The sequence below is a fragment of the Bartonella sp. HY038 genome (assembly GCF_014117425.1).
Classification (GTDB): Bacteria; Pseudomonadota; Alphaproteobacteria; order Rhizobiales; family Rhizobiaceae; genus HY038.
The window spans coordinates 2115317-2135441 of record NZ_CP059725.1 but is presented as its reverse complement, the minus strand read 5'-3'; the positions used below and the strand labels follow the sequence as shown (position 1 = coordinate 2135441).

The 20125-nt window shown below is 41.6% G+C and carries 18 protein-coding genes; 8 read left to right on the top strand and 10 right to left on the bottom strand.

What is annotated here, in order from left to right; genetic code table 11:
• Nucleotides 1–203 precede the first annotated feature (203 nt).
• The 4 genes from ftsZ to H3299_RS09240 form a co-directional block, all read right to left on the bottom strand.
• The gene (ftsZ, locus tag H3299_RS09255) at nucleotides 204–2087 is read right to left on the bottom strand and encodes a cell division protein FtsZ (RefSeq protein ID WP_182417392.1); all 1884 of its coding nucleotides are present in this window, start codon (nucleotides 2085–2087) and stop codon (nucleotides 204–206) included.
• Nucleotides 2088–2237: 150 nt separating this feature from the next.
• Complete coding sequence (ftsA, locus tag H3299_RS09250) at nucleotides 2238–3566, bottom strand: cell division protein FtsA (RefSeq protein ID WP_182417391.1); 1329 nt, start codon at nucleotides 3564–3566, stop codon at nucleotides 2238–2240.
• Nucleotides 3563–4438, bottom strand: a complete 876-nt coding sequence (locus tag H3299_RS09245; protein WP_182417390.1) for a cell division protein FtsQ/DivIB — start codon at nucleotides 4436–4438, stop codon at nucleotides 3563–3565. Before H3299_RS09245 ends, ftsA begins: the two co-directional genes overlap by 4 nt.
• A gap of 20 nt (nucleotides 4439–4458) precedes the next feature.
• Nucleotides 4459–5379, bottom strand: coding sequence for a D-alanine--D-alanine ligase (locus H3299_RS09240; protein ID WP_182417389.1), 921 nt, complete (start codon nucleotides 5377–5379; stop codon nucleotides 4459–4461).
• A 653-nt stretch (nucleotides 5380–6032) separates the two neighbouring features.
• Between H3299_RS09240 and H3299_RS09235 the strand changes: the two genes are divergently transcribed.
• Nucleotides 6033–6746, top strand: a complete 714-nt coding sequence (locus H3299_RS09235; RefSeq protein WP_182417388.1) for a L,D-transpeptidase — start codon at nucleotides 6033–6035, stop codon at nucleotides 6744–6746.
• A gap of 103 nt (nucleotides 6747–6849) precedes the next feature.
• Here H3299_RS09235 and H3299_RS09230 read toward each other — a convergent pair whose 3' ends face one another.
• Both H3299_RS09230 and H3299_RS09225 read right to left on the bottom strand, forming a co-directional pair.
• Entirely contained in the window at nucleotides 6850–7608 is a 759-nt protein-coding gene (locus H3299_RS09230; RefSeq protein ID WP_182417387.1) for a siderophore-interacting protein, read from the bottom strand.
• A gap of 76 nt (nucleotides 7609–7684) precedes the next feature.
• Nucleotides 7685–8548 (bottom strand): siderophore-interacting protein, encoded by an 864-nt coding sequence (locus tag H3299_RS09225; RefSeq protein WP_182417386.1) that lies wholly within the window; start codon nucleotides 8546–8548, stop codon nucleotides 7685–7687.
• A 282-nt stretch (nucleotides 8549–8830) separates the two neighbouring features.
• On the opposite strand from H3299_RS09225, the gene H3299_RS09220 reads away from it, so the two are divergent.
• The 4 genes from H3299_RS09220 (at nucleotide 8831) to H3299_RS09205 (ending at nucleotide 12384) form a co-directional block, all read left to right on the top strand.
• Nucleotides 8831–10015 (top strand): PA0069 family radical SAM protein, encoded by a 1185-nt coding sequence (locus tag H3299_RS09220; RefSeq protein ID WP_182419724.1) that lies wholly within the window; start codon nucleotides 8831–8833, stop codon nucleotides 10013–10015.
• Nucleotides 10016–10163: 148 nt separating this feature from the next.
• Nucleotides 10164–10523 carry an MmcQ/YjbR family DNA-binding protein gene (locus tag H3299_RS09215; protein ID WP_182417385.1) on the top strand — a complete coding sequence of 120 codons (360 nt, stop codon included), beginning with the start codon at nucleotides 10164–10166 and terminating at the stop codon, nucleotides 10521–10523.
• A gap of 133 nt (nucleotides 10524–10656) precedes the next feature.
• Nucleotides 10657–11319, top strand: coding sequence for a ribonuclease HII (locus tag H3299_RS09210; RefSeq protein ID WP_182417384.1), 663 nt, complete (start codon nucleotides 10657–10659; stop codon nucleotides 11317–11319).
• 111 nt (nucleotides 11320–11430) lie between these two features.
• Nucleotides 11431–12384, top strand: a complete 954-nt coding sequence (locus tag H3299_RS09205) for an L-threonylcarbamoyladenylate synthase (protein WP_182417383.1) — start codon at nucleotides 11431–11433, stop codon at nucleotides 12382–12384.
• An 8-nt stretch (nucleotides 12385–12392) separates the two neighbouring features.
• On the opposite strand, the gene H3299_RS09200 is transcribed toward H3299_RS09205, so the two are convergent.
• From H3299_RS09200 to H3299_RS09190, 3 genes are read right to left on the bottom strand one after another with little or no spacing between them, the layout of a single operon-like run.
• Nucleotides 12393–14231, bottom strand: coding sequence for an aminopeptidase P family protein (locus H3299_RS09200; RefSeq protein WP_182417382.1), 1839 nt, complete (start codon nucleotides 14229–14231; stop codon nucleotides 12393–12395).
• Nucleotides 14232–14282: 51 nt separating this feature from the next.
• Nucleotides 14283–15152: a 50S ribosomal protein L11 methyltransferase gene (locus H3299_RS09195; protein ID WP_182417381.1), complete on the bottom strand. Its 870-nt coding sequence runs from the start codon at nucleotides 15150–15152 to the stop codon at nucleotides 14283–14285.
• Nucleotides 15153–15156: 4 nt separating this feature from the next.
• Nucleotides 15157–15729: an SCO family protein gene (locus tag H3299_RS09190; RefSeq protein WP_182417380.1), complete on the bottom strand. Its 573-nt coding sequence runs from the start codon at nucleotides 15727–15729 to the stop codon at nucleotides 15157–15159.
• A 195-nt stretch (nucleotides 15730–15924) separates the two neighbouring features.
• On the opposite strand from H3299_RS09190, the gene H3299_RS09185 reads away from it, so the two are divergent.
• The 3 genes from H3299_RS09185 to H3299_RS09175 all read left to right on the top strand — a co-directional run bounded on the left by H3299_RS09185 (nucleotide 15925) and on the right by H3299_RS09175 (nucleotide 19606).
• Nucleotides 15925–16581 (top strand): antibiotic acetyltransferase, encoded by a 657-nt coding sequence (locus H3299_RS09185; RefSeq protein WP_182417379.1) that lies wholly within the window; start codon nucleotides 15925–15927, stop codon nucleotides 16579–16581.
• Between the two features lie 320 nt (nucleotides 16582–16901).
• Nucleotides 16902–18614 carry a thiamine pyrophosphate-dependent enzyme gene (locus H3299_RS09180; RefSeq protein ID WP_182417378.1) on the top strand — a complete coding sequence of 571 codons (1713 nt, stop codon included), beginning with the start codon at nucleotides 16902–16904 and terminating at the stop codon, nucleotides 18612–18614.
• 203 nt (nucleotides 18615–18817) lie between these two features.
• On the top strand, nucleotides 18818–19606 hold the full coding sequence (locus H3299_RS09175; protein ID WP_182417377.1) for a MerR family transcriptional regulator: 789 nt from the start codon (nucleotides 18818–18820) through the stop codon (nucleotides 19604–19606).
• A 14-nt stretch (nucleotides 19607–19620) separates the two neighbouring features.
• On the opposite strand, the gene H3299_RS09170 is transcribed toward H3299_RS09175, so the two are convergent.
• Nucleotides 19621–20121, bottom strand: a complete 501-nt coding sequence (locus H3299_RS09170) for a dihydrofolate reductase (protein ID WP_182417376.1) — start codon at nucleotides 20119–20121, stop codon at nucleotides 19621–19623.
• Nucleotides 20122–20125 lie beyond the last annotated feature (4 nt).

Sequence of the window (20125 nt, the reverse complement as noted above, 5' to 3'; positions counted from 1 at the left end):
AAGCATAAAAAAACCCACTGGAAAACCAGTGGGTTAATGAGAAGGAATTTGGGCTGGCTGCTTTTTTATTCGCAAACCTTGCGAAAGACAAAAGCATGTGAGTTTATCAATCCGCATTTTCTCGTAAGGATCAAAAGATCAGTTGTATGCGTTTTATGATATATGTCGGCTTTCAAAAGAGTTTTAAAGGCCGACATATGCCATTAGTTAGCCTGACGACGCAGGAATGCAGGAATTTCCAACTGTTCATCTTCGCTTGGCGCTTCAGCGCGTTGTTGCTGTGGACGCATTTGCGCTTCATTTGGGCGGCGCGGTGTATAAATTGCCTGTTCCTGATTAGGAGCCTGACGATTGTCACCCATGTTTGGCCGTTGTCCCATTTGATTTGGTTGAGCATTTTGACCGCTAGAACGCTGTGGAGCACTTTGCTTTGGAGCTACCGCAGGTTCGAGACGCGCGCTTGGCTCCTCGTCATCGCGATGAATAAAACCCTGTTTTAAACGCTGCCACAAACTGCGTGGTGTATTGCTTTCGTTGCTACCTTTACTTTTTTGATCAGCATTAATACGCAAAGATGGCGGAAATGCTTCAATTTCAGGAATGCGCGACGAAGCTTGTTGTTGAGTCTGTTGCATAGGCTGTTGTTGAGCCTGCTGCATTGACTGTTGTGGCGCGCGTTGTTGTGGCGCAACTGCACGCTGTTGACCATTAGCCTGTTGAGCCTGCATGTTGCCCTGCTGTGGGTTTAATGATTGGCTAAAATTTTGGCTAGTTGGAGCTACACTGCGGTTTGGTGCAACAGTATCAACACTTGGCGGCGTTGCTGCTGTTTGCCCCATAGGTTGCAAGGGAGCTGATGTGCGAGCAGGTTGCTTTGCAAGATTAGGCTGACCAACTACACGATTTGGTGCGGCTGGCTGCGCGCTTGCAAAAATTTGGCTTTGTGGACGAAATGGCTCTTCCATAGGCGCTGCCATTTCTTCTTCTAATGCCTCAATGACTTCAATAAAGGATTCTGGCTGCGGCTGCACTGGTCGAGTCGAGACCGGAGCTGCCGCTTCAAGCTTTTTTACAGCATGTACCGAAGTAGAGTTTTCAATTGTCAAGCCAGCTTCAAGTGCAGCGCGGTCAATGCCGGTTGCAACAACAGAAACGCGGATGATGCCTTCAAGTGCTTCATCATTAATAGCACCAAAGATGATGTTTGCGTCAGCATCCACTTCTTCCTTAATGCGGTTAACAGCTTCATCAACTTCAAACAAGGTAAGATCGCTACCACCTGAAACAGAAACAAGTAGGCCACGTGCACCGCGCATTGATGTTTCATCAAGCAATGGATTAGCAATTGCAGCCTCAGCAGCTTTTAATGCACGTCCTTCACCTGATGCTTCGCCAGTGCCCATCATTGCTTTGCCCATATCATGCATGACAGAGCGCACATCGGCAAAGTCTAGATTGATAAGACCCTTGCGGATCATCAAATCAGTAATCGAAGCTACACCTGAATAAAGAACCTGATCTGCCATAGCGAAGGCATCAGCAAAGGTTGTTTTTTCATTCGCAATGCGGAAAAGATTTTGGTTTGGAATAACGATAAGCGTATCAACGCTTTTTTGTAATTCTTCAATACCAGCTTCCGCTGTCTTCATGCGGCGTTGGCCTTCAAAAGAAAAAGGCTTGGTTACCACACCAACCGTCAAAAGACCTTTTTCACGGGCGGCGCGTGCAATAATTGGAGCCGCGCCCGTACCCGTACCACCACCCATACCGGCAGTCACAAATACCATATGGGAAGAATTAAGGTGATCAAGAATTTCATCAAGAGATTCTTCCGCTGCTGACTGCCCAACTTCTGGGCGTGCACCCGCACCAAGACCTTCAGTGACTGAAGCACCCAGTTGAACAACTTTTTCAGCCCGTGACATTGCAAGTGCCTGAGCATCGGTATTGGCCACAACAAATTCAACGCCTTCAAGACCAGCATTGATCATATTGTTAACGGCGTTACCGCCGCCACCACCAACACCAAAAACCGTAATTTTTGGCTTTAACTCGACTATTTCTGGTCTTTGTAAAGTAATAGACATATTTTATTCCTTCTCACCTTAAACCGCAAGCCCAATGCGGTAAACTGACTATTTCTAGATATGAAAAAGGCATTCCAAAACCAAATTTCACATCCCATGATCTAAAACCGGTAAGCTTAAGTTAAAAGACAAGCTTACAAGCTAATTTTTTTAAGAACCTTTGCGAAGTCCTCCGCGCAACCAATGACTAACACGGGAAAAATGTCCGCTATTGGCACTTGCATTGCTTGATGATCCCTGCACCTTATATTCTTCCATTCCGCTAATTTGCGGATAGATTAATAATCCTACAGCCGAGGAGAACGCCGCGCCCCTTGCCATATCTGGCAATCCAGAAATACCAAGCGGTCTGCCTATGCGTAATTGACCCTTAAGAATATGACGACCAACTTCGGCAATACCAGGTAGTTGCGAACCGCCACCAGTTAGAATTATGCGCTTTCCAACCAAACTACCAAAGCCAGATTGTGTAAGCTTATCTCTTGTCATTTCAAGAATTTCTTCCACGCGAGCGCGAATAATACGTGCAAGTAAGGCACGTGGATATTGACCTGCAAGCCCTGAATCTTGCCCATTACTGTCGCGCATTGGTGGCATGGAAATCATATGGCGATCATCGGCACTAACCGAGAGAGCCGAGCCATGCATCACTTTGATGCGTTCGGCTTCATCTAGCGGAATGGTAAAGCCGCGAGCAATGTCGAGTGTAATATGATTGGCGCCAATCGGCAGCATATCGGTAAAGACAAAACGACCCTCAGCAAATATCGAAATAGTTGTAGTGCCCGCACCGATATCAATACAGGCGGTACCAAGGCGCGGTTCATCACCAACAAGAACAGAAAGGCCGCTTGCATAAGGTGTTGCGACAACTGTCTCGACACTTAAATGCGCGCGATTGATACAATGCTCTAAATTACGCAACGGCGCACTTTCGGCCGTTACTATGTGCATTTCTGCACCAAGTTCACGCCCCATCATATCGCGCGGATCAGAAATGCCGCCTTCACCATCAAGGCTAAAATTGCCAGGTAATGAATGCATAATATAACGATCAAGATCAAATGCTGATTTCGAACATTCAGAAAGTGCACGGCGCACATCGCGCATATCAACCTTATCACCGCTAATATCAATTTTTGAATTAACTTGTGTACTTTTAAGCTTGCCTGCAGAAAAGTTGACAATCACTGAATCAACAATGAGGCCGGCCATACGTTCAGCGCTGTCAACAGCCAAACGAATGGCTGCTTCAGCCTTGGACATATCGACTATAATGCCGGCCTTTACACCCTGCGAACGCTGAATACCAAAACCAAGCACTTCCATACTATGGGTGCGACCATGGAGATATTCTGTTTGTTCCAATGGGCGTAAACGAGCAATAATGCAAACAATTTTACTTGAGCCAACATCTAGCACCGTCAAAAGCCGGGTTTTACGTGATGAAGAACCATTTAAGTGGGCGATAAAATTCATGCTCGCCCCGCTTTGCGTGCTTTTTCACGCTTTTCTAGTTCTTTTACAGTTTCGGTGCGTCGTTTTAATGCCTCATCAGTTAGCGCAACCGTGACACGGTCATCAAGGCGTAAATCAACACTTAAAATATCACGTGACAAAAGTCCGTCCTTTTGATCCATTTCAAGAATTTGGGTGAGACGTTTGCCAAAATTTTCTTCTGGTAATTTAACCCTTACGCCATTATCTAAAACAATGTCCCAGCGGCGGTCACCGATACGAATATAAGCGCGAACGCGCTCTTTGATGTTTGGAAATTCATCCATCGCATTAAGAAAATCTTGAGCCGTATTTTCGGCGCCAGTACCAACAATCAACGGCAAGTGGCGGCTAAATCCAGCGCGATAAGGAATAATGACATTGCCATCCTTATCAACAATATCAACTTCACCATTATGCTGCCATAGCGCCATTGGTTGATGTTCGCTTAGCATAATATTGAGACGATCAGGATAAATTTTTTGTACAGTGACAGCCTTTACCCATGGTAAAGCTTTCAACTCATCGCGCACCTTATCGACATCATAGCCAATAATAGATGTATCGCCATCAAGGCCGATTGCGCCAAGCACATCAATCTCTGATGTAAAATAATTACCTTTTACGTCAACCTTTTCTACGGCAAAGCCGAGGGATGATGTCGCAAGCTTTACTGCATCATCACTATGGTTTCCTGCATAAGTGCCATAAAATATTGTGGAGCTTAATAAGGCCAATACAGCAAAAGAGCCGCTATGACGCGGTATAGCAATATGTCCAGACGTAAACCGTAAGACAATACCTTTTATCCGTCGTGAAAATTTAATCACGCGGTTTTTGAGTACTGTTCTCAAGTTCTGCTTGAAATTGCTGTTTAGCGCATGCACGATGCATCCTCCACGATCCATTTTACTAGATCACCAAATGTTAGACCGGAAACTTTAGCCATATCAGGGACTAGGGAGGTTGGCGTCATACCAGGTTGGGTATTGACTTCAAGCCAGATGAGATCATCTGTTTTTTCATCAAAACGAAAATCGGAACGACTGACCCCACGACAACCAATTGCCTGATGGGCTAGTAGTGCCATTCTTTGTATATTTTGGTAAATATTTGGTGAAATTTCAGCAGGGCAAACGTGAATTGATCCGCCTTGTGCATATTTTGCATCATAATCATAGAATTTATAGCTGGCATTAGGAACAATTTCGCACACATCAAGTATGCGATCGCCTAAAACGCCGCAGGTAAATTCACGACCTGGAATATATTGCTCGACAATCACTTCATCACCATAAGGCCATTCTGGGGCGCTAAGTGATGCGGGTGGTGTATTTTGTCCCTCCAAAACGATGACAACACCAAAGCTCGAACCTTCTTTAACGGGCTTAACCACATAGGGAGGGGTAATAGGATGAATAGTACCAATATCATGGCGATCCATTACCCGAGACGGAGCAACCTTAACGCCTGCCGCGCTAGCAATTATTTTAGCCCGCGCTTTATCCATAGCAAGAGCTGATGCAAGTACGCCAGAATGGGTATAAGGAATGCTCAAAAATTCTAAAATACCTTGAATTGTACCATCTTCACCAAAAGGACCATGAAGCGCATTAAACGCAACATCAGGGCGAAGTTGTGCAAGGTGATCAGCAACATTGGTATCAACATCAAGGCGTGTCACTTGAAAACCAAGGGCTTCAAGTGCATCGGCACAAGCATTGCCTGATGACAGGCTAACTGGTCTCTCAGATGAAAAACCACCCATAAGCACAGCAACATGTTTGTTGTTCACCTTAAATCCCCTACAGATTATGCACAGTAAAAATTACAGTTTTGAATCATCAATTACCAAAAGATTCATGATACGAATCAAATATGTAATTATGGTTAACATAAGAATCAGACTGGCGCTGTAAAAACAAGTCCCCTTAGCTTGGCAAAGCTTGCCAAAGGCGGTTTTTATGACTCATGTTTCTGAAAAGACTCAAAAATTTTTTTTGATTTTTTTTTGTATTTTTTAGAAAGTCGTTATCAATCTGCGTCTTTTAAAGCACTATCGAAAAGTCTTTTATTATTTTGTAAAAAAAGGACAGCAAAGCAGTCGATTTGGCGTAATAGTTTTTATTAGAGCAGATATAGATCTAAGATAATTTTTTTTAATATTAGTCTTAATGAAATTATCTTTTTTATATTTCACCATTGAATGCTTAACCCAAGATTGTTTATGTTGTGATTGATATTTTTCCTACCCAAAAAGGTTAATTTCATCAAAAATCAGTAAATTACGATATTAGAATATATCTAATTTTTAGAGTTTTATTAATATTTGTTACAAATAGTGATAAATATGACTTTTTGAGCTTTATCTTTTGTTAAAGCTGCTTTATGCACATTTACGAATAAATGTTTTGCGTATGAATTGACTTTATAATCAAGGAACAAAAAATGCATAATAGCATTGGTTTACGGCCAATCAGGTCGACGATTTTTCGCACTCTCTTTTTAGGTGTATTAGCAATTGGCTTGGGGGCATGTACGACAACTGGTACAACGACAGTTGATGGACAGCCAACGACTAAAACAACCATCAAGCCACAAAGTTTTATTGAAGGAAATAAGTCGCTTGATGAGCGTTATGGCCCTGATAGAGATGAACCCTTTAAAATTAAACCAATTCCTAATGGTGTTATCCCTGAAAAATTCCAGCGTACTGTTGTTGCTTATCCATCACGCGAAGCGCCTGGCACAATTATCGTTGAGCCAGCCAATCACTATCTTTATTTCATTGCTGGCAATGGCAAAGCTATTCGCTATGGTGTGAGTGTTGGTGCCGCCGGTCTTGGTTTTCAAGGCGAAGCAGATCTTAAAGTAAAACGTAAATGGCCGCGTTGGATTCCAACCAAGGATATGATTGCGCGTGCGCCAGAACGCTATAAGAAGTTTGAAAATGGTGTTGATGGTGGTCCAAGTAATCCACTCGGAGCACGCGCACTTTATCTTTACCAAAATAATGTTGATACCTACTATCGCATTCACGGTACAACCCAACCATCAAGCATTGGTAAATCGGTTTCTGCTGGCTGCATCCGCATGGCAAATCCAGACGTGATTGACCTTTTTGCCCGTGTGCGTACAGGTGCTAAAGTTATCGTGCGCTAAGATACAAAAAATTGTATAATAAAAGGGCAGGAAGAGATTTTCTTTTCCTGCCCTTTTTACATGTTTAATCAATTTTCAGCTTTGTTTTTGCATTTAAAGTGGCTTAATCGAATTTTTCTTTAGAATTGGCAAAGCCTTTTACCCAATAACCTGCAGCCTTAATCCAGTTAAGTGGCACATGACGTTCGGTATTAAAGAACATACGTAAATGGCGGGTTACCTTTCCTTCGGCGGCAATCCAGATAAATGTCCGTTCTTGCAAGCTTAGTTCCTTAACTTTTTCAAGCAGAAATTTGGGTTCATCAGCAAGTTCAACCGAGCGGTAAACCCAATGATAGGTTACATTGGCCTTGGTGTTAAATTTTTGCACTTCCTGTTCATTGGCAACCGTCGCAATAACGGTGATGTCCGTGCCTTCAGCGGCTTCCTCAACCCGTCTGCCAATGGCTGGCAAAGCCGTTTCATCGCCGATTAATAGCCAGGCATTAATATTGCCGCCAATAACGGCTGAACCGCGTGGACCGCCAATGACAAGTTCATCACCTTGTTTTGCATTTAATGCAAAAGTGCTTGCTGGTCCTGCATCATGTAACACAAAATCAATCGCTAATAGGTTGGCCTGTTCGTCATAAAAACGTGGTGTATATTCGCGGCTTTGCTGGGTTAGTTCATTCTCGCCAAAAAATAGCTTGATATGATCATCGGGAGCTGCTGAAACAAAGCCAGTAAGATCATCCCCACCAACGAATACCCGGCGCATCAAGGGGGTTACATCTTCAATTTTTTCAACTTTCAATATGCGGCGTTTGGTTTCGTGACGTACACGCTCAATATGCGGTGCTGTATCATTTTCTTGGGTCATGACTTTTCCTAAAAATTTTTGTTCTATTTTGCTTGATTTTACCGCTATTATAGCTGCATAATATTGTATTTGTCTCTTATATTTTTACATCGAACTCATCAAATTGTTCAATACCTTTACCTTGTGCAGTAAGGTCTATGTAATGGGCCATGCGCTTTTCATCTACAATGCTTGATGTCATACCGCGCTTCCAATAGCCAATCGCTTTTATGTCGGCTTTCGCCACTTGCCCACCACTTAAAAAGTGGTCGCGTATTTGTCGCGCTTCTTCACGCTCGCAGGCGATCCAAAGATTGGCTTTGGTGGTTGGATTGATGGAAAGAGCTTCTTTGACTAAAAAACCAGAAGTGCCGGCAGCACAATCATCTTGACGAATAAAGGTTTTATAATCTACACCTGCGATCTTCGGTAATTCGTCTATTGCGGATTGATGGGCGCAATCAATATAGGCTGTGGCTTTTAAACCTTGTGGCCAATTTTTAAAAATAGAAAATAGCGCAGGAATTGCCGTATCGTCGGCAAAAAACATATTATCATGACCATTTTTATAATCAGGCATGTAATGCTGCTTTGGCCCCATAAGATAAATCGTGTCACCAATTTTTTGCTTGCTCAACCAGTCCATAGCCAAGCTTTGGCCGTGATGAACTACAAAATCGATTTCTGCAATATTGGTTGCGGCATAATAGTCACGAATGGTGTAAACACGGGTGATTGGCTTTGCACTACCAATGGCATCCATTTCAATTCGGACAGCATTATTTTCCTGTAACCATTGATCTTGGTTTGGATCTTTGACAATGCCGCTTACACGTATCACTGAAGCAAACGGTTTTGTAATCTCAGTAATTGTCATGCTATTACGTATGATTTTGTACCCCGACATTTTTGCGGTTTCACTTGCATTTTTAGAACTGGCTTTTGTGTCCATATTTGCCATTTTGCACCTACCCAAAATATTGTTGTCAGCATTGGTATAATGGCAATATTTCACAATGACAAATAAAACATGATAAAAATACTCAAATTAAATAATGAAAATAATTTTTGCAATAATGTTCTTGATATGTTCTTTAATCTTTGATATTGTATTTTTGTCAGGGAATGGATGTTTAGCTATGCCTATAGGCAAGTAAATGCCATTTATTTATTAAGCTATTTCAATCAAGTATGGTTGCTCATTTGCTTTATGGCATTTCAGCAAGTTTTTGGCAGTGGTGCAATGTTAAAAATTCGGATTAATCATAATCTTGCTGATAATCTTGCCAAGGCTGATAAGGCTGCCTTTGGCGTTGGTCGCCAAGCGCACGCTAACGATATTATTGAAGATAGCAATATGCGGCTTCAAGCAAAGCGTATAAAAGGGCGTGGAGCAGGGCTTAATCCTGCAGGGCGCTTTGAAGATAAATCAGTTTGTTCCTTTGATGATGGCTGGCAAAATGATGAAGAAATAGCACCGCTTAAAACAATTGTTCAAATTGAAAAAGCTCGCAATATTATTACAAGCAACAATTCGCCTGATCTTGGGTTTGACCGCTCTATCAATCCTTATCGTGGTTGTGAGCATGGTTGTATTTATTGTTTTGCCCGTCCTAGCCACTCTTATATGGGCTTGTCGGCAGGGGTGGATTTTGAAACACAGCTTTTTGCAAAACCTGATGCAGCAAAATTGCTAGAAAAGGAATTATCAAAAGCTGGCTATAAACCGAAAATCATTGCCATTGGTACGAATACTGATCCTTATCAGCCGATTGAAAAAAAATGGGCGATTATGCGAGAAATTTTGACCGTTTTAAATAGGGTCAATCATCCGGTAAGTATTGTGACAAAATCAGCTTTGATTTTGCGTGATGTTGATATTTTAAGCGAAATGGCGCAAAAACGGTTGGTACGGGTTTGTATTTCACTTACCACATTGGATAGTAGGCTTTCACGGGCAATGGAGCCAAGAGCTGCAACGCCAAAGCGCCGCCTTGAAACTATAAAGCAATTGCATCAAGCCAATATACCGGTTTCTACTTTGGTTGCGCCGGTTATTCCCGGTTTAAATGATCATGAGATTGAAAATATATTAGAGTCTGCAAAAGAAGCTGGTGTTCATGACGCAGATTTTGTCATGCTGCGTTTGCCTTATGAGGTTGCCCCTTTATTTAAAGATTGGCTTTTGCGCGAATATCCCAATCACTATCGTAAAATTATTTCAATTTTACGATCCATGCGCGGTGGCAAAGATTATGATGCCGATTGGCAAAGCCGGATGCGCGGCACAGGCCCCTTTGCCGAACTGGTTGCCCGCCGCTTTGCTATAACATGTCAAAGGTTAGACATTGGCAAGCGTCGTATTCCTCTTTCATTTGAAAATTTCCAGCCACCAATAAAATCGCCCGTACAATTATCGTTGTTTTAAAACATAAGGGGCTTTGATATTATGCAGTAAACTATTTAAGCAAAAATTATCGTAAAATAACTCATCGGCAATTGCTAGGTTAGTATGTTAACATGGTCATTGAGGGTTGTTTAAATTGCCTTAATTATTTTGAATTGGAATTATGCTCTTGTCTCTTTATGATGTTAAGGACTTTGATGAATTTGTAACTTCGTTAAAATCTGTCACCTTGCACGACCAATGGCATGCAAGAGTAGCCAAGATTGGTGGTAAATTTTTTGCCGCGCTTGGAGGTAAAGGTGGTTTATGGGTTGATTGTTTGGTTTTTAAGGTAGCGCCTTCAAGCTATCTTATGATGCTTGAGCAAGATGGTATAAAACGTGCGCCTTATACATCAAGCACCTGGCCAGCCGTACATAATAATTCAGAACTAACTGATGATGAATTAAAAATCTATATCGCGCGTTCCTATAATATTGTTGCTAAAAGTTTAACGAGAAAAAAGCGCCAAGAATGCGGGCTTGATTAGAGCTTTTAAGACAATACGATAAAGAGATTTAAAACCATATACATAAATAATCTTGTAATCATAAATATTGGGGCAATTCTGCAAATTTTCTCAAAATGCTTGCACAAATTTGCCGGTAATGTCACAAGGCTTTATGGCAAAAAAAATTAATCCTTTACCGCTTTTATTTGATATTCCTAAGCAACCAGATTTTTCTGGCGAGCAGCGTTTAATGCGCCATGGGGCAAAATTTGTTGCGGGTACTGATGAAGCAGGACGCGGGCCTTTAGCTGGGCCAGTAGTTGCTGCTGCGGTTATTTTAGACCCAGATAATATCCCTGTTGGTCTCAATGACTCTAAAAAATTGTCGCATAAGCAGCGCGAAAAATTGTATCAACAAATTTTGGATAGCGCTTTTAGCGTTAGTATTTGCAGCGTGAGTGCTTTATCCATTGATCTTAGTGATATACGTAAAGCTTCGCTTGAAGCCATGCGCCGTGCATGCCAAGGCCTTGCAGTACAGCCCGATTATATTTTAATCGATGGCCGCGATATACCTGATGGCTTACCTTGTGCTGCCGATTCTTGGGTAAAAGGCGATCAACGCTCCGTCTCTATTGCTGCAGCCTCGATCATTGCTAAGGAAATGCGTGATAAAATGATGATTTTAGCAGCCAGTCAACATCCCCATTATGGGTTTGAAAAACATGCCGGTTATGCAACTGTCACTCATCGGCAAGCCATTGGCAGTCATGGGCCAGTTAAAAAATTACATCGCTATAGTTTTGCGCCGATAAAAAATATGGATATTAAATAGCAGGCTTTTAAAATTTCTTGTTCTTGTGCTATAAATCTAAAAAATCTAAAAATAAAACTTAAGTAAAATATTATTATCCTTCATCTTTTTATTATAAAAGTTTAAAATATCATGATTGTTTCAGCATCGCCTACTATTATAAACCAAGTCGTTGCGCATTTGCGTGAGGGCAAGTTGGCGGCTCTACCTACTGAAACAGTCTATGGATTGGCGGCAGATGCAACTAATGGGGAGGCTGTGGCAGAAATTTTTGCTACCAAAGGTCGTCCACATTTTAATCCTTTAATTGCTCATGTTGCCTCCATGGATATGGCAGCACGTTATGTTGCAATTGATGATATGTCAGCCAAGTTGATGCAAGAATTTTGGCCGGGACCTTTGACACTTGTTTTACCTTTGTTAGAAACCAACAATATTCATCCTTTGGCAACGGCCGGCTTATCGACCCTTGCCTTGCGCAACCCAAAGGGAATTTTTGCAGATATTGTGCAAGCTCTTGACCGTCCTATTGTAGCGCCAAGTGCGAACCGTTCTGGTCGAATTAGCCCAACAAGTGCTATTGCGGTTGAAAATGATTTTCAAGGTCGTGTGCCATTAATTATTGATGCAGGTCCATGTGAAGTAGGGGTTGAATCTACCATTATCAAAGTTGATGGTGATGATGTTTATTTACTGCGCCCTGGTGGTTTAGAGCGTGAAGCGATTGAGGCTATTATAAAGCGGCCATTGAAACAATTGGACCATGGTGCAGCTATTGAAGCACCGGGTATGATGAAGTCTCATTATGCGCCCAATGCAACCATGCGTTTAAATGTTGATGAAGTCATGGAAGGGGAAGCGTTTTTACACTTTGGTGACGCAGCAATTAAGGGACAGGCAAATGCAAAAGCCATTTTAAATTTGAGCGAAAGTGGAGATTTAAAAGAAGCGGCAGTGCATTTATTTGATTATATGCAGCGCCTTGATCTTGTTGGCGCAAGTTCCATTGCGGTTGCACCAATACCGTTGACGAGTCTTGGTGAGGCAATTAATGACCGGCTTAACCGCGCCGCTGCACCAAAATAAAAACTCTGTTATGATAATTCCGCTGTGGCACTGGTTAAAAAGGCTAAATCGTCACCACTTACAAATGGTGAAAGCTTTTCATAAACCTTTGCATGATAGGCGTTGAGCCATTGGCGTTCTTCTAAAGTGAGCATAGTGCTATCAATCAAGCTTTGATCAATTGGACATAGGGTCAAGGTTTCAAAACTATGCATGTCAATTTCGCCGCCATCAATTGGTTCTGCATCTTGCACAATAAGCAAGTTTTCAATGCGTATGCCAAAGGCTCCCTCGCGGTAATAACCGGGCTCATTGGAAATAATCATGCCTGCCATTAATTCTTGTGTGCTAGCGCGTGATAAGCTTTGCGGCCCTTCATGAACTGATAGAAAAGAGCCAACACCATGCCCTGTACCATGCTTATAATCAAGGCCAGCTTTCCATAAGGCGCTGCGTGCCAAAATATCAAGATCAACCCCGCGTGAATGGGCAGGAAAACGTGCCAATGACATGTTGATCATGCCTTTCAACACCAGTGTAAAACAGCGAATTTGTTCTGCATCTGGCTTGCCGCCTTTAGCACAAATGGCAACGGTTCTGGTAACATCTGTGGTGCCATCGCGATATTGCGCGCCTGAATCAACGAGGTATAATTCATGCGGTTCTAATTTGCGGTTGGTTTTGGTGTTAACACGGTAATGGATAATAGCGCCATCACTGCCCACGCCCGAAATTGTGTCAAATGATAAATCTTCAAGCTTAGAATGGTGCTCAATTGCGGTTTTTGCGCGAAATTCTTCAAGCTTAATAGCGGCGGAAATTTCGTTTTGAGTACCTGCACTTTGCCGGCTTAGCCACGAGAAAAATCTAACCAAGGCAACACCGTCACGCAAATGCGCCCGTCTTGCGCCTTCTAGTTCTACTGCGTTTTTAATTGCCCTTGGTAATTTTGCCGGATCTTGCCCTTCAACAATCTTTGCACCAGCATCTTCAATAAGTGTGCGGATTTTTTCAGCACATAAATTGGCATCAAGCAATATTATTTGATTGCCGGCAATAATTTCCTTCAATTTATCAATCATATGGCTTGGAGCCACAATATGGCATAGCGGGTCTAGATAGGCTTTTTCTTCGACCCCGAGTTTTCTTGGATCAATAAATAAATAGGGCTTACTAGATGCTGATATAAAAGCAAAAGATAATGGCAATGGCGTATTTGATACATCTGTTCCGCGAATATTAAATAGCCATGCAATTGATGATGGATCGGTTAAAATAGTGGCGGTGCAATTTTTCTGCCTAATATCCTCCTGCATTTCTGCAAGTTTAATATCTGCTTCTTTACCAGCCATGGAAAGCGGTTGAATGGTCACGCGGCCAAGTGGTGGCTCTGGCTGGTCATCCCAAATGACATCAACAAGATTATAATCTAAACTATGCAAATTGCCAGCAGTCTTTGCCATAGCTTCACGCAGCTGACGTGCTCCTGCAATAGTGGTGAGCCAAGGGTCAAAGCCAATTGTTAGACCTTTGCCATGCTCACTCAACCACTTTGATGGTGGATTTGATATTAAATCTTCATAGTCAAAAACATTATTATCGGTTTGTTGGCGAACCTGTAAACTATAACGCCCATCGGTAAAAATATAGGCTTTATCTTGCAAGACAAGTGCGCTTCCCGCCGATCCGGTGAAACCGGTTAGCCAAGCAAGGCGTTGCGCATGTGGCGGTACATATTCACCTTGATGCTCATCGGCGCGGGGTATGATAAAGCCATTAAGCCCTAAGCGGCTCATTTCTTTACGCAATAGTGCCAGTCTTGGCTTGCCATTGTCAGGATTGGTTGCAACATCAAAGGTCTGAAACATTTTACACCTTGCAAGATTTGGCTTTATCGCTTGGATTAATTACTATTTGATTTATCGTTTTAAATGTAGTGTTACCCAACCATTACGGTGAAATGTTGATTGGTGATAGAGTCCCTGTGCACGATAAGCTGCAAGAACACGGTCGCGTTGGCTATCTAAAATACCCGATAATATGATGGAGCCATTGGGTTTTAACGCCCGTGACATTCGCGGCGCTAGCATCATTAATGGCCGAGCAAGAATATTGGCAACAATCAAGTCAAATGGCGCACGCATCAATAATTCACGATGGTGGAAACCTGCTGCGGTTACCGCATCAATGCGCGATGCAACGCCATTTAATTTAATATTTTCCTTAGCAACCTTGGTCGCAATCGGGTCAATATCACTGGCGACAATCTTTACGGGGTAAAGCTTAGCCATGCCAATGGCTAACACGCCGCTGCCTGTACCAAGGTCAAGAATGTTTTGTGGATGCTCGTTGCGCATCACCATGCCAATCATTTCAAGGCAACCGGCAGTTGTGCCGTGATGGCCGGTACCAAATGCTTGGCCTGCATCAATTTCAATGGAAATATCATTAGCGGCAATTTTTTCTCGGTCATGGCTACCATGCACAAAAAAACGGCCGGCACGTACAGGTTTTAACCCTTCAAGGCTGTGTTGAACCCAATCAATTTCAGGTAAAATTTCAACCGTGATGCTATTTTCATCAATATTTAAAATATTGGCAAAGCGCGTGCGCATATCCTCAAGGTCATCATCTTCACAATAAAGCGAAACCTCGAAAATTTCTTCATCTTCATTAATTTCTGCAATAGAAATTGGTAAGCCATCTTCTTCAAAAGCTGGCTCAAGCTTGGCATAGATTGCCTCGGCATCGAATTTTGTATGGGTTATAAATAGGCGTATCTGTGACAAAATATTAGTTTCCTGCGCTTTTTGCCAATTCTTTTAACCATTCTACAGCAACTTCCTTATCTTGCTGGTAAGGAATAGTGGTGCGAACGCGCCCACCTTTTCTAAGCAAGATAACCGCAGCAGTGTGGTCATAAGTATAATCACCATCATTGCCAGGTACTTTTTCAGCCACAATATTAAAACTCTTTATGGCTGCATGTACCTTTTGCGGATCGCCAGATATGCCAATAATACGATCAGAAAAATTGGAAATATAATCATGCATAACTTGTGGCGTATCACGCTCTGGGTCAACGGTAAAGAACCAAACTTTAATTTTATCCGCATCAGGGCCTAAAGCCTCTAACCATTCGGTAATATCCAAAAGTGTTGTTGGGCAAACATCGGGGCACATCGTATAGCCAAAAAATACGGCTGATGGTTGCGCACGAATATCATCTTGCGTAACGCTCTTACCATTGGAATCGGTAAGGCTAAAATCATCACCAAAGGGTTTTGGTTTGGTAAAATGCGCCCAAGCAAATATTGCCACAAAAAATAGGGCAGTAATTATGGCAAATTTGGTTAGTGCTTTCATTGAATAACCTAGTTATAATTGCGGCAAACCGATGCTTGATTTTAATACTGTAATTTGCTTTTTAACAAATCAATTTAAAAAACGTCATCAATTTATGGATGAAAAGGCTCTGTTTGCCTGTTAGAGTAATTTAAAATAACTATAAGCATGCATTGATTGCTATTCAACCAATTTTAAAAGATAAAAAGTCGCACTATGAAAGATATCGGAAAAGATATAGGGACTGAAACGGCTGATTTACGGTTTCAAGATAAGGCCCCGCGCATTCACTCAACCGCGCGGCTAAAAGGCACAAAACTTGGCCCCTATAGTGAAATTGGCAAGCGTGTGCAGCTCACCGATGTAAATCTTGGTGCTTTTAGCTATTTTGAACGCAATGGCGAGGCGATTTATGCCGATATTGGCAAATTTTGTTCAATCGCAGCCAATGTGCGGATTAATGCCCTTGAACATCCGATGGAGCGATTAAGTACTCACAAATTTAGCTATCGCCCCAATGAATATTTCCGTTTTTTGCCGCTCGATAGCGATTTTCGTGCACGGCGGCAAAATAAAAGAGTGTTAATTGGCCATGATGTGTGGATCGGTCATGGCGCGGTGATTATGCCAGATATCAAAATTGGTCATGGTGCGGTGATTGGTGCCAATGCTGTTGTAACCAAAGATGTTGGGGATTATGAAATTGTGGTTGGAGTACCGGCAAAAAGCATAAAAATGCGTTTTTCAAAGCCCGTAGTTGAAGATTTACTTGCACTTCAATGGTGGGATTGGCCATTGGAAAAGCTTTATGAAGCAATTCCTGATATGCAAAATATGGTTATTGAAGATTTTATCGCAAAATGGCAAGCATAGTATTGTCAAATATTTGCCGTAAATAAAACAAAGTTATGAGTTTTTGATTTTAGAAACATTTTCATTCTAATATTGCCTGAAATATTGCATTTTTGTTGCAAGGTTTTCACAGTGACGTGATAATCTATTTTTACTGTTTCCTTTTTTTAAATTTGTAGCACTCTATGGCCACGATATGCTTATGGCGCATATCACCATTTAGAGCGCATTTCGATCTGATTGTCTCAGATCGGCGCTCTAATGCATTGTTTACATCGCGTTTTTTGTCCGAAAACCGCTTCACACTTTTCGGAAAACGCTCTAATCAAGGAGATTGCATTATGTCCAAGAGAGTTGCAGATATTGTCGTAAAGACACTGGAAGATGCAGGCGTGCGGCGGTGCTATGGTATTGTTGGCGATACCCTAAACTATGTGACAACCGCGATTTCAAAAAGCAAAATTAGCTGGGTGCATATGCGCCATGAAGAAGCTGGGGCTTTTGCCGCTGGTGCTGATGCTTATATTACTGGTGAAATTGCTGCTTGCGCAGGTTCTTGTGGGCCAGGTTCATTGCATTTTATTAACGGTATTTTTGAAGCAAATCGCAATCGCGCACCAATGGTATTGATTGCCAGCCAATTGGCAAGTGGTACTTTAGGTACAGCCTATCCACAGGAGGTGGATTTTCGTGCGCTTTATTCTCATTGCTCGGTATTTTGTGAGCAGGTATTAAATCCAGAAGATGCCCAGCGTATCACTGCGCAAGCCTGCCAAGCAGCTATTGCTAAAAAAGGTGTGGCGGTTATCATTTTACCATCGGATATATCTGAGGCTTTTATTAAAAATGAAACGCAATTTAAAACCTATCGTACCCATCCAGTTATTCGCCCAAGTGATAGCGAACTTTCTGAAGTTGCAAGCCTTTTGGCCAAGGGTAAAAAGGTTGGTATTTTTGTTGGCGCAGGTGTAAAGGGCGCCCATGATGAAGTGATTGCACTTGCCAAAAAATTAAAAAGCCCAATCGGTCATTCAACCCGCGCTAAGGATTTCATCGAATATGATAATCCCTATGATATTGGTATGACAGGTATGTTAGGTGGCAAGCCTTGCTTTACCATGATGGAAGAATGTGACACGCTTTTATTGCTTGGTACAGATTTTGCTTTTAGCCAGTTTTATCCCAATAAGGCAACATTAATCCAGATTGATGAAGATGCATCTCGTCTTGGTCATCGTCATCCTGTCGAGCTTGGTTTGGTAGGCGATATTAAAGCCAGCGTTGAAGCATTATTGCCAATCGTTGCAGAAAAATCCGACGCTAATTTCCTTGACCATTGTTTGAAAATAAATGAGGAGCATAAAAAAGAACAGGAAAAAGAGGTTCAAGAAGCAAAGTCAATTATCCATCCTCAGCGTCTTGTTTCCCTTATTAGCGAACATGCTGATGATGATGCGGTAGCTGTAGCAGATTGCGGAACTGCTATGGTTTGGGTTCTTCGTCATTTTAAAACCAATGGTAAACGGCGCACTTTATCCAGCCTTTTACATGGTTCAATGGCAAATGCTATGCCACAGGCACTAGGCATTAAAAAAGCCTATCCCGATCGCCAAGTCATTTCCATTTCTGGTGATGGTGGTCTTTCAATGCTTATGGGTGAATTATTGACGGCGGTGCAAGAAAAAATCAATGTCAAAATTGTTGTGCTCAATAATGCTTCCCTTAACTTCGTTGAATTGGAGCAAAAGGCTGAATCGCTAGTTAATGAATATACGGATTTAAAAAATCCAGATTTTGCTAAAATGGCAGAAGTTATTGGTTTTGGTGCTTGGCGCGTTGAAAAGCCAGAGCAACTTGAAAATGCCATAAAAGAATTTTTAGCCTATGATGGGCCTGCGCTTCTTGACGTTTTAACTAGTGGCTATGAATTGGTTATGCCACCAGAAGTTAGCGTTAGTGAAGTAAAAAACATGGCGCTTTATGGTGTAAAAGCCGTTTTAAAAGGACGCGTAAAAGAAGTTAAAGATCTACTTGTAGATAATTTTGTTCGCTAATAGTTAAAATAAAAACTCTAGCTTAAAAATAGATTTAAAAACACCTTTTCATTTTATGAAAGGGTGTTTTTTTATGCTTGACTCTCACCTTACGTCATCATTTACAAAAGCTTATGCAGTGAAAAACTACGATTAAAACAAGCTTATGCCAAGATATAATCCAAATCGGTTTCGTTAGTTTATTATTTATCTAAGGACTTTTTATGAAAAAAGTAAAAAGGGATTGTGCGCTTTATAGTGTTAAAAAAATTGGCCAATTATCGGGGGTGTCGGTACGGACATTACATTATTATGATGCCTTTGGCGTGTTAAAGCCTTGCCATGTGGGAGCTAATGGTTATCGGTTCTATTCCCAATATGAATTAGTGCGTTTGCAACAAATTATAATTTATCGACAAATGGATCTCAGCCTTGCAACCATTAAACAGCTTTTAGATGGAAATAACCAAGTTGAACTATTGCAAGGGCAAAAGAAGTTACTGGTTGAAAAAATAGCATCTTTTCAAAAAATGCTTCAATCCGTTCAGGCAACGCTTGAAGCACTAGAAGGAGATAAAGAGTTGAAAATAATAGATTTATATTCTGGTTATATCGAGCCTGATAAACAAGCTCAATATGAAAGCCAATTGATTGAACATTACGGCAAAGAGGCTACAAAAATTATAAAAAATTCTATGCCAGAAAATAACAACGGCGAGATTTTTAATCAAGAAACAATGCAAGAATTACAGTTTATTGAAACTGCGCTTGCAAATAGTTTTATAAATAAACAAAAGCCTGATGCCGCAATTGTTCAAAAACTAATTTCTCAGTATTGGGCGTGGGTCTTAAAACAATGGCGTTGTGAAGCGCCTTATGATGCCTATCTTGCACTGGCCGATAGTTATGAAAATCATCCTGATTTTATTGCTCGTTATGAAGCAATTGCTAGCGGGTTTACAGTGTTTTTAACAACCGCAATCCGCCATTTTGTTCATGCTCAATCAAAGTAGTCTAAAAAGCTTAGCTATCGCTCAAAAATGGTAAAGCGGGTAGGGTGGCTGTCTTTTTCGCCTGCTGCAACATCAAATGTTTCAATAGTTTGCCAATTGGTTAAATCTGGAAGTTCAAAAAACGTGTCGCCATCAATAGTGCTTAATATTTCAGTCAAATAAATGCGGGTGACAAAAGGCATAGCAATTTTAAAAATCTCGCCGCCGCCAATGACAAAAATCTCATTAATATTACTAGCTTTTGCCGCTTCAATTGCAATAGTTTTAGCGTCATCAAAATTGGTGACGCTAGTTGCTCCACTTGCTTTAAAATTTGCATCACGGCTAATAACAATATTTTCCCGCCCCGGTAAGGGCCGGCCAATCGAGTCCCAAGTTTTGCGCCCCATAATGATCGGTTTACCAAGGGTGTGGGTTTTAAAACGCTTTAAATCGGTTGATAGCCGCCAAGGCATATCATTATCAAAACCAATGACACCATTTTGCGCAACTGCTACAATAATACTAATATCCATGATT

Bases quoted from the DNA above. Each gene is read 5' to 3' on its own strand.
- H3299_RS09175 (WP_182417377.1), top strand. From the start codon at position 18,818: ATGAAAAAAGTAAAAAGGGATTGTGCGCTTTATAGTGTTAAAAAAATT.
- H3299_RS09190 (WP_182417380.1), bottom strand. From the start codon at position 15,729: ATGAAAGCACTAACCAAATTTGCCATAATTACTGCCCTATTTTTTGTG.
- H3299_RS09210 (WP_182417384.1), top strand. From the start codon at position 10,657: ATGGCAAAAAAAATTAATCCTTTACCGCTTTTATTTGATATTCCTAAG.
- H3299_RS09235 (WP_182417388.1), top strand. From the start codon at position 6,033: ATGCATAATAGCATTGGTTTACGGCCAATCAGGTCGACGATTTTTCGC.
- H3299_RS09185 (WP_182417379.1), top strand. From the start codon at position 15,925: ATGAAAGATATCGGAAAAGATATAGGGACTGAAACGGCTGATTTACGG.
- H3299_RS09225 (WP_182417386.1), bottom strand. From the start codon at position 8,548: ATGGCAAATATGGACACAAAAGCCAGTTCTAAAAATGCAAGTGAAACC.
- H3299_RS09200 (WP_182417382.1), bottom strand. From the start codon at position 14,231: ATGTTTCAGACCTTTGATGTTGCAACCAATCCTGACAATGGCAAGCCA.
- H3299_RS09205 (WP_182417383.1), top strand. From the start codon at position 11,431: ATGATTGTTTCAGCATCGCCTACTATTATAAACCAAGTCGTTGCGCAT.
- ftsA (WP_182417391.1), bottom strand. From the start codon at position 3,566: ATGAATTTTATCGCCCACTTAAATGGTTCTTCATCACGTAAAACCCGG.
- H3299_RS09230 (WP_182417387.1), bottom strand. From the start codon at position 7,608: ATGACCCAAGAAAATGATACAGCACCGCATATTGAGCGTGTACGTCAC.
- ftsZ (WP_182417392.1), bottom strand. From the start codon at position 2,087: ATGTCTATTACTTTACAAAGACCAGAAATAGTCGAGTTAAAGCCAAAA.
- H3299_RS09220 (WP_182419724.1), top strand. From the start codon at position 8,831: ATGTTAAAAATTCGGATTAATCATAATCTTGCTGATAATCTTGCCAAG.
- H3299_RS09180 (WP_182417378.1), top strand. From the start codon at position 16,902: ATGTCCAAGAGAGTTGCAGATATTGTCGTAAAGACACTGGAAGATGCA.
- H3299_RS09170 (WP_182417376.1), bottom strand. From the start codon at position 20,121: ATGGATATTAGTATTATTGTAGCAGTTGCGCAAAATGGTGTCATTGGT.